This window comes from Psychrobacter sp. ER1 (genome assembly GCF_048631835.1).
In the GTDB taxonomy this organism is placed as follows: Bacteria; Pseudomonadota; Gammaproteobacteria; order Pseudomonadales; family Moraxellaceae; genus Psychrobacter.
The window spans coordinates 2,347,133-2,362,569 of record NZ_CP184640.1 but is presented as its reverse complement, the minus strand read 5'-3'; the positions used below and the strand labels follow the sequence as shown (position 1 = coordinate 2,362,569).

Genomic DNA, 15,437 nt, shown 5'->3' with positions numbered 1-15,437 from the left:
ATAGCCAGTATGCCCTTATGAAGTCCAAAAATAGTAGCGATACTTTTTTACCTACAGCCTTATTGTTAAGTAGCTGTTTATTCCAGAACACTAATGCTCCTATTATGCCAATTAAAGCTGGATAAGCAATTAACAGTCAGACTAAGAATTCTGAATGTACGTCAGCGTATGGTGATCCTGATGGTGTCGAATTAGTGAAGGAGAGCCGAAACTCTGAAGATATTTCAGAGACAATATAAGTGGGTTTTGATCTAAGCTTAGTAGCTGTCCAATTTAATTGCCCTTCGTAAAGTATGATAGCTTGCGAAGGGCAGTTAAAATGATGTGTTTATTTTCTGAAATAATGCGCTATGTATAAGTTAAACTTAGCTGAGCGAAACTCAAAAGGTAAAAAAACTAAGGAGCAGGCTGAATGTCTATTTTAAATTCCCATGAGGTCGCAGTCGTGGCTGAGCTATCAGGATAGTTGATTTTATCCAAACGCACGCGTGCATAGCTATTGCCTTCAGCAGATCTAATGAGCGCGCCTTGTGCGCTGTCAACTGGTTTGGCATTTAGTTGATGCGTCATGCCATTGTAGGTATACCAGCCAAAGTCTAAGTTCGGGAAACTGCCGGTATAAGCAGGATTGAGATCTGAGCCTTTACTGTCAATAACCCAGCTTCTAGCACTCAGCGGTTTATCATATACAGCGGTGTTGGTAAGGTCGGCTAAAGTAGCCACGCTACCATCGCTGGTAAATTGACTGGTAATCGGTTTACCTTGCGCATCATAATATCCGGCTGGTGTGGCGGCAAGATAACCGCCAGTTTTACCACTGCCCGAATCCCCACCATTTAAAATCACATCATTACGCTTAAAGCCAATCTGCCAACTGCTGTTTTTATCGCTGCTACTTTTTCCTGTAGCTAAATCAAAATAGACCCAATTATCATTGTTTGAGGCATCGATGGTTTTCGTCTGTACCTTATTCGGTAGCGCAGTATCAATCCAGCGCAGAGTAGGGTAGCCGGAGGTTCCAGTATCATTATAATAATTGGTAATCTGCATGGCATAAATAGGCTGCTGGACGCTGCTGTCTGTCATGGCGCTGCTATTATCTGTGGTGACAAGGTAGACACGATTGTTCGGGTAGAGCTGATGGTTGTCTTTTAAATTGTATTCAAACCAAGGCTGCGCATCAAAAATACCGCCACTATGGTCTTCATTGTAGTGCATGGTAATATCACGACTGGTATCAGGATCTTGAGTTGCATTGCTATAACGGCTCAAATCTGACCAATCGATTAAACCAAAAACGCCGCCTTTGCCAGTGCCAGAATCACCGCTATTTGACCAAAGCTTGACCGAACGCGCTTGGTTATCAAACTTGATATCCCATTTATCTTCGTCACACGAGCTTTCAGCTTTGGCATCAAAGTCATAACAGGTCGCGGTATTAGGTGCTAGATTGGTGACTTGCCAAGTTGCCGTTTCGCTAAAGCTGGCTGTGCTAGTAGGCGGTGTACTATCACTATTTTCGCTGCCATTACTATTCGAGTCATCACTGCCGCCCCCGCAACCAGTCATGCTGAGTGCTAAAATACTGCCACTAAACAGTAATGCCAATTTGGTCGGCTTGGTGTGAATTGCTGGGGAAATGGGGGTCATATCAGCTTCCTTGAAGGTTGTGGTTTCAGATAGAGGGTACAAAATAAGGGTAAAAATAGCGGTACAAATACACTTGCTTTAGAATGATTGTGAATCAAAGGCTTACCAATGGTAGCTGGCGCCAAGTAACCACTCGCGATTATCAATGGGACGGTAGTCACTGGTATCGGTGACATCACGCTGCACATCAAAGATATTATTAATCGCTGCATACAAGCTCAAGTTTGCAGTGGCGTCATAATTGAGCTTGCTATCGAGTGTCCACCAAGAGGGTGAATACGCTTGCTCGCTGGTACTAATCAGCTGTTTGGATTCATAATTGAGGCGCGGGATCAGCTGTAATTTGTCATTGATTTGATAATCTAGTGCCAGCATCGCTTTGTGATTGGGCTTATAGGTCAGCTCGGTATCGGTGACATTGTTATGCGTCTTGAGGTAAGCGTAGCTGGCTTGTAGTTTGGCGCGCTCGTCCACTTGCCAGTCAAGGCCAATATCGCCGCCATAGGTTTTGGCACTATCGACGTTCATATATTTATAAATGGCGATATTGCCTTCAAAGCTCGCATTGTCTTCATCGGTCTGAATCAGATCATCTATCTCGTTATAAAAACCATTGACCGTCAAATTCATGGTGTCGCTCAGTTGACCTTGATAGCCGATCTGGTAACTGGTTGAGGTTTCAGGCTGCAAGTCGGGGTTGCCCATGACTTTATAACCCAAATTGCTATGGTCAAAGACGTAGTAGCGTTCTTTCAGGTTGGGCACGCGATAGCCACCGCCAATACTGCTACGAAAGACATGATCACGACCGCTGGCATCCAAATGGTTGTATTTGAGTGATACTTTTGGCGCTGTATGACCACCAAAGTCTTCATCGTTTTGATAGCGAATACCACTCAACACTTCCCAGTTATCGCCAATCAGCCAATCATCTTGTAGATACAGCTCACCGACATCACGGCTGACGTCATCGCTGATAAGCTCGCTGACTTGGTTTTTCGTTTGGCTCAACTTGTCTTGCTGAACCTGACCGCCGACTTGGATAAGATGAAGGTGCTTATCGGATAGCAATAGCTCAGGTAAGTCGAGCTGGGCTTGCGCCAACGTCGTACTAATCTCTGTATCACGGGCACTAGTGATGGCTTGCTGTGTTTTAGTATTGGATTCGCTTTGATATTCCTCATGCAGCGCTTGAGCGGACAATCGATAAGTCTTGCTGCGATCATCGACATGCGGCGCGATATCAGCGCGCGCCCCGATACTAAAGCGCTGCTTGCTGATGTGCTCATCTCTTTGCTGTGCCAAATAGCGCGGCGCGACATAATAGTTAAAGCGACTAATATCGTCTTCTTTATAGTGGCTGGCTTCTAGCCAATATTGAGAATTTTTGACCAGTCGGCTATCGTTGCGGTCATTGTTATTACCTGATGTGTCGTTACCGTCAGGGCGGTAGCTGAGGCGGGCACTGACTTGTGATTGCTCGCTGGCATCTTTTAATCTGGGCCATGCTTCATGGTCTAAGCTTAAGCCATCATTGTCCAGATACGAGCCTGATAGACGCGCGTGAAAGCGCTGGTTTTTATCTAACGCCCCTTCCACGCTGGCTTCTACATAGCGCTTATTGGCATCTAGCTTTTTACCAGATGGATTTTGCTGCCCATTGCTGGCAATCTCGGTGGTGATATGTCCTGTTGCCGCGCCAATGGGTTTGGTGATGATATTAATGACGCCGCCCATCGCCGCGCTACCAAACTGCGCTGACGCCGCTCCTTGCACCACTTCTATTTGCTCAATATCCATATTCATATATTGATTCAAATTTACTGTCGAGCCAGTGCTGGCGGTGATGGGTAAGCCATCAATCAACACCAATACTTGATCACCGGTAAAGCCTTGCATGCTGACCTCGTAACCTGTTTTACCATGGACTTCGCGTAAGTACACATTGGGCAACAAGGCTAGCGCTTCTTTTAAAGTATGAGCATGGTTGTCATCTAGCTGCTGGCGGCTGAGTACTTGCAGGGCAACTGGCGCATCGCTTAATGCACGCTCAGAGCGTGTGGCCGTTACCACGATAGGATCTAAACGTGTGCTCGGCATGGCTGCATCGTCGGTCATATCAACATTAGTCTCTGCGAGAATCGGCGCTGCTTGGACTGAAACTGACGTGAATGCAAACAATGCTAATGCCACACTGATGGCTAATGGGCTATGACGCAGTGGTGAGGGATGGGTGTTTAGTCCCGTATGAGTCAACGATAAATTAAACGCTAAAATTGACATAAATAAAACAGCCATCGTAAAAGAGAGAGTAAGAAAGTCGTGTTACTTAAAGACCTTTTGCTACAAAAAGAGTGATCTAAAGCGACCGTTTCATAGTATTAATTATTAAAGGTTTGGTTACTTGATTCACTAGATTAAGCAACAAAGCCCAGACATAGTATTTCAAAAGATAATAATTATCAAGATGTAAATGATAATTATTATTATTTACAAAGTGAAAAAATGTTGCCATAATGATCTCGCCCGAAGCCTAGAGACAAAATTATAAATGATGAATTGGAAGCGATAATTGCTAAAGGTTTGCTTGATAAATACACCCTTGCTGCATCATTGCAAGAACTGTAGTACAGCAGGCATTGGTCTTATCAAACATCAAACATCAATCATCATCGTCGCTGCTATTTTCTAAAGATATTCATATCTCAATACTACATAGCCAAGATCATTGGCTTTTTTACTGCTATTTATTTTATGGAGACCATCATGAGTCAACCGTTATCGTTAACCAAAAAAATACTGAGCTGTGGCAACAGTACCAAGCATTAAAAGCAAAAACACCGATGTTATTTCCCACAGAAGGAGCGGCTGCGCTAGGCATCAGCGAGTTTGAACTGATGTTAGCTTCGCCTTATAGCCAGTATATGGGTGATCAGTGCAAAACTGTATTAAAGCAATTTGAAAACTTTGGTGACATGGAAAGCATTGTCAGAAACGAGTTGGCAGTGCATGAAAAAACCGCGCCATATCACAATCTTAAGCTTGGCGAAAAGATGGGATTGGCACTCAATGTGGGTGGGCTGGATTTGCGATTCTTTATGTGGCAATGGCAGCATATGCTGGCGGTAACGGATACCAGCCGTGCCGATAAGCCATCTTATAGTATTCAGTTTTATAACGCTCAGGGCGCGGCGATTGACAAAGTCTATCTGCGAGAGTTAAGCGCTGAGACTATTGCGCGCTGGCAAGCAATGATTCAGGAGCAGCAGCAAACGGTGAATAATGAGACACTGACGTTAGAGGTACAAGAGCCGCTAAATGACTGGCGTTACAAGGCATTAAGTGAAGATGCGCGCGCGCAGTTACAGCAAGGCTGGCAAGCGATGACAGACGTGCATCAATTCCACTCATTATTAAAAAATCTCGATATCGATCGTGCTAGCAGTTACCGTCAAGCACCAGAACAGATGACGCAGCAGCTTGAGATTAGCGCTGTCGAAGCGGTATTTGAGCAAGCGCGCGATGCCAAATGTCCAATGATGATATTTGTCGGTAATAGCGGACTCGTACAGATTCAGACAGGAACGGTACAGACACTCAAGCGTATGGGTGATTGGTTTAATATTTTAGACAAAGACCATAATGACTTTACGCTGCATTTAAAAGACAAAGCATTGGCGCAAGTATGGAGCGTTAAGCGCCCAACCAAAGACGGTATCGTGACTTGCATTGAAGGGTTTGATCGTCACGGCGTTAGTATCTTTAGCGTGTTTGGGCAACGTATTGAAGGTACGCCTGAGCTTGAAGAATGGCAGCAGATCGTTGCTAATACGGTACAAGAGCATTCATATACAGAAGCCCTAGCGTCAGCGGTAATGGCTGAAGCCGAGAATACGTAAGACCGTCATAAAAACATCAGAAAATTTTTAGGATACTGACATTTACATAACAGCTAAGCCACAGCTGTTATGTGAGCTATTTTGAGTCCTTAATGAACGTTAGTGCTCCTTTCAATAGTGTCATCTTTTAGGTTAGCAAATTAGGAATAATTATGTCTTCTGTATTATCAAAAATAATATTAACGAACAACTTGGTTATAAATACAAAATTTGCCACTCGTACGATCAGCAGTGCTGTCATCATTGGGTCATTGGCAGTGCCATCGCTTTCTGCTCAAGCTTATGAGCGTATCGTCGCTATGAGTCCCGATGTCGCCGATGTGGTTGTGGCGCTAGGAGCGACCAATAAGCTGGTGGGCAAAGATGCGACCAATAACAATCCAGCGTTAAAGAATGTACCAACCGTGGGTCTGCATCGTAATATCACCGCCGAGTCAGTGTTAGCCGTTAAGCCAGATCTGGTACTCGGCAGTTATATGGTACAGCCGGCAAGTATTTATCAGCGGCTAAACGGCTTAAAGGTTAAAGCTGTCAATGTCGCGCCCAAAGAAGAAATCAGCACCTTTGCAAGCAGTATTAAATCTATCGGCAGTTACGTTGATAAAAAATCTGCCGGGTCGCAGCTTGCAAATCGTTGGCAGGCAGAGATGAGCCCTATGGCAAAAACTGGTAAGCGCTATCTGCTAAGTTACGATGGTCGTATCGTTGCAGGTAAGGGCACGGTAGGCGATGAGTTGATTCGGCGTGCTGGTGGAATCAATGCGGCAAACGTATCGGGGTTAAAACCTATGTCACGCGAAGGCTGGCTGGCTGCTAAGCCCGATGTCATTATCATTGCTGATCATAATCAGGCAGTGGTTGGCGGTGTCAGTCAATTTAGTAAACGTCCTGAGGTTGCGGCAAGTGCGGCTGGTAAAAATGCTGGCGTCCACTTTTGGCCAGCAGATGACTTTTTACGTTATGGTCTGAATTCACCGCAAGTCTTAAAAAAGCTGAACGCTGTAGCAAAATAGCTTAAGCAATATATAGCATAATCTCTTTTATATTCAATAAAACGATATCTCACATGGCAAATACGATTTCCGCTTCTATCCCTATACAAACTGGAAAATACAGACATAGCATCTATTATGTTGCCGCTACTGTCGCATCTGTGCTGCTAATTTGGTTGGCGCTTGGTATTGGCTTTGGCGAATGGTCAAGCCCTAGCCATCTTGACGATACTATCTGGCAGCTACGCTATCCGCGCGTAGTGACGGCATTGTTGGTTGGCATGGCGTTGTCAGTTAGTGGTGCAGCATTACAGGCTTTATTTGAAAATCCTTTAGCGGATCCAAGTTTAATCGGTACATCAGGTGGCGCAGCGCTTGGTGTTGTTTTGGTTCTGGCATTGGGATTTGGTGGCATTGGGATACCGCTTGCAGCGTTTACTGGAAGCGTATTGGTGTGCTTGTTTATTCTCGCTTGTCATCGGTTTTTGGGTGGTGGGCAGATGGGCTTGCTGATATTGGGATTTGTCATCAGCGCTTTTTGTGCGGCGGTGGTCAGCCTGATTTTATTTATGTCTGATGACATGGTGCTGCGCTCGGCGACCATTTGGCTGTCAGGTAGTATGGCGGAAGCGGGCTTTGTGCCGCTGCGTTATTCGATTGTCTCTATGTTATTGGGGTTAGCAATTTTATTACCATTAGGTCGCCAGTTGGATGGGCTGATGCTTGGTGAAGCCGCTGCTAAATCCTTGGGTATCAAAGTGGGTGTGGTTCGTTGTTTGGTCGTGATTGCCTCGGCATTATTAACAGGGGCAGCGGTGTCTTTAGCAGGCGTCATTGGTTTTATTGGCATGATGGTGCCCAACCTATTGGCTATTCTGTTTGGCGGCGGGCGGATGCGTCTCATGATTTGGTCTGGCTGGCTTGGGGCGATATTATTACTGATCATTGATGGCGCGGCGCGGCATGTTGCTTATCCAGTGGATGTGCCCGTTGGCATCGTTTTAGCGTTGCTTGGCGGCCCCTTCTTTATTTGGCTGTTTGTGCGTAGTAGCCGCCGTTAATTGGAGAGAGTGTTTATGTTTCATTCATTTTTTACGGCTATATCAAAGACATCACCAGCGAGTCGAGACAGTCTTATAGATAGTAGTGATATCAAGAGTAGTGATGAAGGCGGGCTGTTGTCGATGCAAGATATTCATATCTCGCATGGTCATAAAACATTGTTAAGAATAGACAAGCTAACCGTGCCAAGCCAAAAGCTGGTCGCCTTTATCGGACCAAATGGCGCGGGTAAAAGTACGTTGCTGCATACGGTTTTAGGTCAACACACAGGAACCGCGCTTAAAACGGATGGTCACATTACGATTTACGGTCAGCCGATCAACGAGGTCATGAATGATGGTCATATCGCTTGGGTTGGACAACATGAGCGTTTTGAGCTGCCGTTAACGGTATTGGATTATGCGCTGTTAGGAGTCTCGCCAAATCTTGCATGGTATCAGCGCCCAAATAGCCATCATGTTGAGCGCGCGCAACGTTTACTACAGGATTTTGAGTTATCAAGTTTGGTCAGTGCCCGCGTGCAAACCTTATCAGGCGGTGAAAAACAGCGCTTGGCTATCGTGCGTGCGCTAATGCAAGACACTAAAATCATGATGTTTGATGAACCGACCAATCACCTCGATATTCGCCATCAGCGTTTTTTACTTCATTATTTGCATAATTTGGTGCGACAGCAACGCAAAAGTATCTTGGTTGTGTTGCATGATTTGACCCATGCGCATCGCTATACTGATGAAGTGGTGCTATTAAGCGGTGGACAAGTTGTTGCACAAGGAACGCCTAATGAGGTGATGACACGTCCACAATTAAGCGATGTTTATGATGTCGATATTAAGATGCATCAGACTGAAGATGGCTTGGTGTTTGTGTAAACTCTCCAGTAAAACTATTCTTTTATTTTTTATGAGAGTTCAAGAGACTGTTTTAACCTAAGAAGAGGAAGGTTTAAAACTCAAGTATTTATACTATACGATTAATCACGTGTAGGACTTTTTCTATTAAAATGAAAGCAGTTTTGACCCCTACCGCTAATCTCGTAGAAATTAACTTGGGATATTTTAATCAGACAACTTAATTGAGATATACGTCTGATATTCGTATCAGTCGAAAAGACTAATGTCTTTACCTATCTAGAATTATTTAGCAAAACGCAGGATGGTGCTTTATTATTTTTAACGATTCTACACTCTAACTAAATCAATACCTTATCATTTTTCTAAGATTATTCCTCGCTCACAGTAGCTCACGCTGATTGCGGCAGGTTTGTTGATGACTGATATTACGTTTCGTCTAGTTGTATTAGCTAGAGGATGCAATATTTAGTTGTTCAAAAACTGTTGATTGGCTTCAATATAGGCTCACTTCACAAGCTGTGTTTAGTAAAGTATGCGGTGGACTTTTTTAGCATATCTCTTTCCTCTTCAGCTATTTTAAGTTGTCGCTTGAGCTGCCTCATTTACTGAAGCGCCGCCATAAGCTCAGAATCATATTGTTCTGTTCCCTCAAGTTTGCCTTGGTTGGTTTTCTTGTGCCAGTTAGATAAGGTCTGCATGGCGATACAAAGCTGCTTTGCGGTAGCTGAGATATTGCCATTCGTTATCGTACCCTACCTTATGAAAGGCTTTAGCTTTGAAGGTTGCCCTGTCAGTTCTGATTTTTTTAGTCATGGCAAGCAAGCTCCTCATCGAGTCATTAGTTTACCAAGTTTATCTCTACGGTTTCTTCAGCATAGCTCACTTGGGTAGTTAGGTAGGTATGTGACATAATATGTTCCTTATATAAAGTTTAACTATAATGGTACTTTTAGATACCATGGTTGTAATTTACCATAAATTTATAACTATGAAAGTACTTTTTATAATTATAATTGGAGTTTATAGCATGATAGTTAACCATCTCCCAACTTTGTTAGCTGAAAGAAGGCTTAAAGTAGCGGATGCCGTACGAGCAACAGGGGTAAGCAAAACGACGTTGCATAAGATATACAACGATCAATCATCTAGAATTGATTTCGATACTATAGATAAGCTTTGTGAGTATTTAGAAGTAGAGGTAGGAGATATTTTTGAATATGTAAAATTTGAATGTGTAAAAGAGGATAAAGAGAAAAACACTAAAAAATAGGTTCTAGCTCAGAATTTGAAGTAGAGGTCAAAAAGAGGGTTTTAATCTTAATGGTTTTTAAGGGTCGGTCACGTTTTGGTCACCGTCGCGTTTTTGAATCATTTAAAGCTGATTAAATAATAGTGATTTTAACTGGATACAAATATAGATTTTCCGTTATAGCCCATATTTTACGGACGAAAAAAAGCCCCAGTCGTTAAACTGGGGCTTTCTAAATTTGGTAGGCATAAGCAGACTCGAACTGCTGACCTCTACCATGTCAAGGTAGGTCAACGAACGTGTAAAAAATGATATTATTTTACATACACCGATATTCATAGCCTGTATATATTATACGATTTAATAATCACAATGTAAATTGTAATAGAATAAAATTTAACTCGTAATTGGGCACTGTATTTTTATAGTATTTTTACCTCTACTCAAGCCCTTACCAGAATAAAAGAATATGTGTGTTTGTTGAGAATCTACTCTTATTGCATCTACTATTGTCATTTTTGAGTTTTTGCGTATTGCCTCTACTACTTATTCTCTGCATAATATAAGGAGATTACTGTCCTAATCTCTGCATATTTCTGAGGAACATATGAAGCATGTTACTTATATTCATGAACATCCAAACTGGACTGAATGGCAATGGTCGGACAAAAAGCTATTGCCACTCGTCAGTCGTGTGCGGATATTACAAGGCCATTTACTAGGAAAGCTGCTAACACTAGGTTTCGATCTGAATGTTGAGGCACAATTAGATGCGGTGACCTTAGAGATTATCAAAACTTCTGAGATAGAAGGTGAGACACTAAATGATGAGCAAGTTCGTTCTTCAGTTGCGCGGCATTTAGGGCTGGATAATGCCAGTATGCCAACCACTACTCGTGAGATCGATGCCGTGGTAGAGATGATGCTAAGTGCCACCTATCGTTATCAACAGCCACTATTGTTAGATGATTTACTTGGATGGCATCGAGCATTATTTCCAGATGGATATAGTGGGCTTTATCGTATTCAAGCAGGCAGTATTCGTGATGATAGTAAAGGGCCAATGCAAGTAGTGTCTGGTGGGTATGGTCGCGAGCGGGTTCATTTTGTTGCCCCGAGTGCCGATAGGTTGCCAGATGAGTTAAGCAAATTTTTATTGTGGTTTAACACTTCGTCAAATAAGCAAGACGATATAGATTTGGTCATAAAAGCAGGTGTTTCTCATTTATGGTTTGTGACTTTGCATCCATTCGATGATGGAAATGGACGACTAACACGAGCACTCACAGAACGTATGCTGGCAAAAAGCGATAACAGTGCCCAACGCTTTTATAGTATGTCAGCGCAAATTCTTAAACAGCGTAATGACTATTACAAAATACTAGAACGTACGCAAAAAGGTGATAAAGATATCACGGATTGGTTGGTGTGGTTTTTGCAAACGCTAGAGCAATCCCTCATTGTAGCTCAAGAAACCACGGATAAAATTATCAGTAAGGCGGGCTTTTGGCAGACGCATCGACAGTACGCTTTAAATGATAGGCAAGTAAAAATGCTAAATATTTTGCTGACTGATTTTTATGGCAAACTTACCACTAAGAAATGGGCGACTATGACCAAGTGTTCTATAGATACGGCACTACGAGATATTAATGATTTAATAGAGAAGGACATGATGCAAAAATCTATAGCATCAGGACGTAGTACGAGTTATGAGTTGGTTTTATGATAAAAATAGTATTTTTTAATTCCGCTATGACAGCAAGAAAGTATTCGAACAAACTGCAAGAGAGACAACCCATTCAGTGACATAATATGAGTGGTTCCATTATGAAGGTCTAAAATATTCGATACGATAAGGAAGTCTTAACTTTATAAGAGGGTTACATTTAGAAGGTCTTCTTTGTATGTACAAGGGATCAACATAGAGTCCAAGCTGATTGTTCAAGAGGATAGAAGCGCTTAGACTTTGCTATACATCTACTATGCAGTTATTGATTGTAGAAAATAAAGCAAGATGCCTTATTCCTGTGTGATAAATGTGCATTGTCATTTTAGTGTTGATTTATAAATAATCACAAATAGCTTTTCTAATCTTATTTAATATCGATAACTTACTAGCAGACATCAATCTCATTAATTTATTAGGGGATGACAAAAGGTTTGATGAAGAATAAAACGGCCTTCGACTCTTAAAGTCAAAGGCTGCTTCAATAGTCTAGAAGGTAGTATGTACTAGACACACAAGTACCTAGTTATATTTTACGATGACATCGCTACCCTCAAGCTCTACTTTATACGTGTCGAGTATAATGCTTTTGTCATCTAAACATTGACCTGTGACAAGATTAAAGCGTTGCTTATAAATAGGTGAGGCGACATATAGTACATTTTCATCAGAGCCATCCTCGTTAGTAATAGTGGTGCCGCCAATCAGACCTCTAGACAAGACGTTGGCTTGACTGAACGGGTCATAATTATCAAGCGCAAATAACTGTGTTTGCTTGGTGCAAAAAATAGCCACTTGTTTGCCGTTTACGAGCGCACAGACACCTGTCTCGGGAATAATATCATTGATTTTGCACACAGTAAGCTGAGTCATCAGAAGATCCTTAATAGTAAAATATAAATGAGACCAACAACAAAAAATGCTTTTTAGCGTCTAATATTAATAGACGCTGACACGTTAAGATTACGCCAATTCGGTTACTTTTATTTGCGTCTTTTCGATGTCGGTTGCAGGGCGAATCTGCTCTCGCTCAGTGACGAATACCACATTGTCATCGCCTTGCTCACTATTAACAAAGTGACGGAAACGTTTGAGTTTTTCGCTATCAGTAATGGTGGCTTTCCATTCACAAACATAGTTGTCGATGAGTAATTGCATCTGTGACTCTAGTTCCTCAGCGATACCTAAACTGTCCTCAATAATGACTGCCTGTAGATACTCAAGTCCACCTTCAAGGCTCTCGCGCCATTTGGATGTACGCTGAAGCTTATCTGCGGTCTTGATATAAAACATGATAATACGGTCGATATATTTGACAACTGTATCCGTATCAAGATCCGTTGCGAATAGCTCGCCATGACGTGGGGTCATGCCACCATTACCGCAGACAAAGAGATTCCAGCCGTTTTCAGTGGCAATAATCCCAAAATCTTTGCTTTGCGCTTCAGCGCACTCACGGGTACATCCAGATACGCCCATTTTTATTTTGTGTGGTGAGCGTACTCCTTTGTAGCGGTCTTCTAGTCTAAGTGCTAAACCCACACTGTCATCGACACCGTAGCGACACCAGTTGTTGCCCACACAAGATTTCACTGTACGCAGAGATTTACCATAAGCATGGCCCGTCTCAAATCCAGCATCGACCAGTTGGGTCCAGATATCGGGCAGTTGGTCTAAACGTGCGCCAAATAAGTCGACGCGCTGACCGCCAGTGATTTTGGTATACAGATTGAACTCTTTGGCGACTTGTCCGAGGATGATGAGTTTATCTGCAGTGATTTCACCGCCAGGCACGCGTGGCACGACCGAATAAGTGCCATCTTTTTGAATATTGCCTAGATAGTAATCGTTGCTGTCTTGCAGTGGCGTGAGTTCGGGCTTGAGTACATAATCATTCCAGCAAGACGCCAAAATAGAGGCGACAGTTGGTTTGCAAATTTCGCAGCCATGACCACTACCGTGCTCATCTAATAGTGCATCAAATGTCTTAATGCCTTGTACTCGAATCAAGCTATACAACTCCTGACGTGAGTAAGCAAAATGCTCACACAGATCATTATTGACTTCAAAACCAAGCGCGGTTAGCTGATAGCCTAATGTGTCTTTTACCATAGGTGCGCAGCCGCCACAGCCGGTACCAGCACTGGTACATGATTTCACCTCTGCCATGGTATAAGCACCGTCTTCAACGGCGGCACAAATAGCACCTTTGGTGACGTTGTAACAAGAGCAAATCGTGGCGCTATCGGGCAGGTTCTCGATACCCATGGTGGGCTTTTCTACGTTGGGTAGGATCAGGCTTTCAGGATGGGCAGGCAGGTCAATATCGTTTAGAAATAGCTGCAAGAGATTATTGTAGTCCTCAGTGTCGCCTACCAATACAGCGCCCAGTAGCCGTTTATTGTCTGCTGTGGTTACCAGTTTTTTGTAGATACCCTCAGCAGGGTTTTGGTATAAGTAGCTCAAACTGTTTTCTGTTGCGCCGTGCGCATCGCCGATACTGCCCACATCGACGCCCATCAATTTGAGCTTGGTGCTCATATCAGCGCCTGTAAAGGTCTGAGCGTGATCGCCTGCGATTTGAGCGGCGCAAATACTGGCCATGCTATAACCTGGTGCGACCAAGCCAAAAACGGTGTTGTCCCATACGGCGCATTCTCCAATGGCATAGACATTCGGAGCATTGGTACGGCAGGCTTCATCAATCAGAATACCGCCACGGGTGCCGATTTCAATACCGCATTCAGGGTTGCTTTTGATAATGCCATCTTGCGGACGAATACCCGCACTAAAGACGATCATGTCGGTATCCAACGACGTATCATCAGCGAACTGCATGGTTAGATGACACGATGCTTCATCCGATAGGGTATTGTCGATAATGGCCTTAGTATTTTTACCTGTTAGTACTTTGACGCCAAGGGCTTCAATTTTACGTTTTAAAATATCACCGCCAGCAGCATCGAGCTGTACGCCCATCAGCTGAGGCGCAAACTCTACCACGTAAGTCTCTAGCCCTAGTGTGACTAGGGCCTTAGCTGCCTCAAGACCCAGCAGACCACCACCGACCACGACGCCTCTTTTGACTTTTGGCTGCTCAGCAGTACTGAGAATATCATCCAAATCTTTAATCGTACGATAGACATGACAGTGCGGATGCTCGCGCCCTGGAATCGGCGGCACAAACGGATAGGAGCCTGTTGCTAGTACCAATTCAGCATAGTCTATCTGGGTACCGTCTTCCGTGCTGATACATTGATTGGCGGCATCAATGTTTGTGATTCGCTGATTAAGATGCAACTGAATCTGAGCATCCTCATACCTGCTCAAGTCCACTAAGTTTAGTTTACTCACATCTTTATGTTCAAAATAGCTCGATAGATACACCCGGTCATAAGCTGGGCGATCCTCTTCAGCAAATACGTGAATCTCAAACTGATCGTGTAAGCCTTTCTCTATGGCTCGCTCGATAAAGTGATGTCCCACCATACCGTTACCAATCACCACTAATTTAGCTTTATTCATCGTACTCACTATAGTGCTACTCATATGCCTATCCTCAGTAATGGGTTTGCTTAAATACTTTCATCTAATGTCCCATCCAAAAGTCGCAAGTTAATTTTTAAATGGTTCAATGATAGATAGTCGTTAATACTTAGATGCCTATAACTATTAAGCCCTCAATAATCGTGCCAAACACAATTAATGACATTCAATTATCGAACCCTTATATAGCTAAAAAGTATGTAGCCTTACCAGTTTATAAGGTCATACCAGTACTTTTGGTGATGCTATTTTCTGTTGTAAGTAGTTGCTTAATATGATCTTTTTAACAATTATCATTTATATCCTATGCACCAAAATAGTTACAAAAATGCACCAAATTGGTTTTGATTGTTACTTTAAAGGTGCATCGCTTACTTTACTTAACCGAGGGTAACTTGGTTTTATCTAAGCAATATTATTTAATTGGAATGCCTTTAGAGCCATTTGGTACAAAGC

The 15,437-nt window shown here is 43.0% G+C and carries 10 protein-coding genes and 1 pseudogene; 6 read left to right on the top strand and 5 right to left on the bottom strand.

What is annotated here, in order from left to right; genetic code table 11:
- Positions 1-396: 396 nt before the first annotated feature.
- Together ACOBWA_RS10930 and ACOBWA_RS10925 are read right to left on the bottom strand one after the other, a co-directional pair.
- Positions 397-1,650, bottom strand: a complete 1,254-nt coding sequence (locus ACOBWA_RS10930) for an HmuY family protein (RefSeq protein WP_420229363.1) — start codon at positions 1,648-1,650, stop codon at positions 397-399.
- 102 nt (positions 1,651-1,752) lie between these two features.
- Complete coding sequence (locus ACOBWA_RS10925) at positions 1,753-3,933, bottom strand: TonB-dependent receptor plug domain-containing protein (RefSeq protein ID WP_420229362.1); 2,181 nt, start codon at positions 3,931-3,933, stop codon at positions 1,753-1,755.
- A gap of 560 nt (positions 3,934-4,493) precedes the next feature.
- Here ACOBWA_RS10925 and ACOBWA_RS10920 point away from each other — a divergent pair.
- The 4 genes from ACOBWA_RS10920 (at position 4,494) to ACOBWA_RS10905 (ending at position 8,475) form a co-directional block, all read left to right on the top strand.
- Positions 4,494-5,549: a ChuX/HutX family heme-like substrate-binding protein gene (locus ACOBWA_RS10920; protein ID WP_420229361.1), complete on the top strand. Its 1,056-nt coding sequence runs from the start codon at positions 4,494-4,496 to the stop codon at positions 5,547-5,549.
- Positions 5,550-5,701: 152 nt separating this feature from the next.
- On the top strand, positions 5,702-6,562 hold the full coding sequence (locus ACOBWA_RS10915; RefSeq protein WP_420229360.1) for a heme/hemin ABC transporter substrate-binding protein: 861 nt from the start codon (positions 5,702-5,704) through the stop codon (positions 6,560-6,562).
- Positions 6,563-6,615: 53 nt separating this feature from the next.
- Positions 6,616-7,602: a FecCD family ABC transporter permease gene (locus ACOBWA_RS10910; RefSeq protein ID WP_420229359.1), complete on the top strand. Its 987-nt coding sequence runs from the start codon at positions 6,616-6,618 to the stop codon at positions 7,600-7,602.
- Positions 7,603-7,617: 15 nt separating this feature from the next.
- On the top strand, positions 7,618-8,475 hold the full coding sequence (locus tag ACOBWA_RS10905) for an ABC transporter ATP-binding protein (protein WP_420229358.1): 858 nt from the start codon (positions 7,618-7,620) through the stop codon (positions 8,473-8,475).
- A gap of 494 nt (positions 8,476-8,969) precedes the next feature.
- Here the strand turns inward: ACOBWA_RS10905 and ACOBWA_RS10900 are convergent.
- Positions 8,970-9,270, bottom strand: a pseudogene (locus ACOBWA_RS10900) (transposase); the annotation flags it as partial.
- Positions 9,271-9,484: 214 nt separating this feature from the next.
- Here ACOBWA_RS10900 and ACOBWA_RS10895 point away from each other — a divergent pair.
- The gene (locus ACOBWA_RS10895) at positions 9,485-9,727 is read left to right on the top strand and encodes a helix-turn-helix domain-containing protein (RefSeq protein WP_420229357.1); all 243 of its coding nucleotides are present in this window, start codon (positions 9,485-9,487) and stop codon (positions 9,725-9,727) included.
- A 586-nt stretch (positions 9,728-10,313) separates the two neighbouring features.
- Positions 10,314-11,435 carry a Fic family protein gene (locus tag ACOBWA_RS10890; protein ID WP_420229356.1) on the top strand — a complete coding sequence of 374 codons (1,122 nt, stop codon included), beginning with the start codon at positions 10,314-10,316 and terminating at the stop codon, positions 11,433-11,435.
- Between the two features lie 522 nt (positions 11,436-11,957).
- Here the strand turns inward: ACOBWA_RS10890 and nirD are convergent.
- Both nirD and nirB read right to left on the bottom strand, forming a co-directional pair.
- Positions 11,958-12,308 carry a nitrite reductase small subunit NirD gene (gene nirD, locus ACOBWA_RS10885; protein ID WP_238036651.1) on the bottom strand — a complete coding sequence of 117 codons (351 nt, stop codon included), beginning with the start codon at positions 12,306-12,308 and terminating at the stop codon, positions 11,958-11,960.
- 90 nt (positions 12,309-12,398) lie between these two features.
- A complete protein-coding gene (gene nirB, locus ACOBWA_RS10880; protein ID WP_420229355.1) occupies positions 12,399-14,984 on the bottom strand; it encodes a nitrite reductase large subunit NirB in 2,586 nt (861 codons plus the stop codon).
- Positions 14,985-15,437 lie beyond the last annotated feature (453 nt).